The sequence below is a fragment of the Neisseria sp. P0022.S010 genome (assembly GCF_051956635.1).
The window spans coordinates 1-1,528 of the sequence record NZ_JBQCXF010000646.1 but is presented as its reverse complement, the minus strand read 5'-3'; the positions used below and the strand labels follow the sequence as shown (position 1 = coordinate 1,528).

1 protein-coding gene and 1 pseudogene are annotated in these 1,528 nt (G+C 44.2%); both read right to left on the bottom strand.

Annotated features, from left to right (window positions below):
- Positions 1-311 (bottom strand): annotated as a pseudogene (locus ACTHUT_RS20310) (hypothetical protein); the annotation flags it as partial.
- Between the two features lie 395 nt (positions 312-706).
- The gene (locus ACTHUT_RS20305; RefSeq protein WP_250601065.1) at positions 707-1,177 is read right to left on the bottom strand and encodes a glycohydrolase toxin TNT-related protein; all 471 of its coding nucleotides are present in this window, start codon (positions 1,175-1,177) and stop codon (positions 707-709) included.
- Between the last annotated feature and the right edge of the window lie 351 nt (positions 1,178-1,528).

Here is a 1,528-nt window from a genome sequence, read left to right as displayed (position 1 = left end):
CGGTAGGTTTCGCCGTTTTCATTGGTGAGGACGGTCAGACGGCGGGCTTTGTCGTAGGCGTAGGCGAAGGTATGGCCCAGCGCGTTGGTGCGTTTGAGCGGCAGTCCGTCCACTGCGAGTTCGTAGGTGGTTTTGGCGCCGAGTCCGTCGATGTGGGCGGTCAGACGGTTGAGGCGGTCGTATTCGAAGGTTTCGTGACTGCCGTCGGGATAGTCGGTACGGACGGGGTTGCCTGCTGCGTCGTAGTGGTGGCGGGTGGTGTAACTAGCGGTAGAGAAATTTAGTAGAGGTCCCTGAAAGTCGGTTTTCAAACGACCTCTACATCAATCAGTAATAAAATTGTTAAAGAACCGATAGCTCAGACGACTTAGAAGAAGATTTAGAGGTTGCTTGAAAAGCAGAAGCTGCGTGTATATTCCACACACACCCCACATCAGAATTAAAAGTTTCATACAGGCTACAGTTTGTTTTTTTCATTCGAAAGAAAATTTTAACATTTTTGATAACCGATTTATAAAATATAGAATTGCCAAATGTTCATCTTGGCAACAATATTCTTCGGTTCTCAATCCTCTTTCAGAATAGAATATATGCCATTTTTTATTTTCTTCAACAATACATAATGATTCATCATTTACTTCATTGATTGAGTAACTATCTTCTGGTACTCCTTTACTTTTAAGATATGAATTCAATTCATTAATTTTTAACATTTTCCTATTTTCACCTCTTCTAGATGCCCAGATTCTATATATGATTTAATAGATTTTGGCAATTCATACTGCGTCCCTAATCCAATCTCTCCGAACCACGGCATAATTCTACTTGCAGCTACATTATCAATTGGTTTCAGTACCTTATATATGGTATAAGGCTTTTGATTAGAACCAGGAGGTAAGGCTCTCATAGGGTATGGTGTTCCTACTGGAGACACAAAAGTTCCTCCTGGATAACCATACCTATCAACAAGGGTGCCAACCGGAAGTGTAATGCTCCTCACTTCACCTAAAGCGCCTCTATTAGGAGGCCAATATGGTGTGGGCAGATTTTTATTTAAACCTAGGACATCAAGCCACTTATTTGTATTAGGAGCAAAAGCATACAGATTCGCCCCACCTATCAACTCAATCGGATCCTGATTCACAAACCGCCCCGCATCAGCAAGCGTAGCCTGCATGCCGTAGGGTGTGTGGCTCTGCCACGCACGCGTTCTTTGGCATTTGGGAGGCCGTCTGAAATCTTCTGATGCTGTTCTCAGATGGTTTTTGGGTTTTCAGGCTGCCTTTGGGGTTTGGAAACCGCGTGCGTCGCGGGGCGACACACCCTACCTTGATACAGGCTACGCTTGCTACCCATGTAGGCTACGCTTGCTGTTGGGGGGCGTCTGAAAGGCAGAACCCGTGTGTGTGCATACCGCACACCTTACGTCGGGATTGGAAGTTTCATGTGGTCTACGGCTTGCTTGGGCTACTTTACAGTTGATAATTAAATTTAGAAAATTATGTCTAATACTCTATTTTTTAAAATA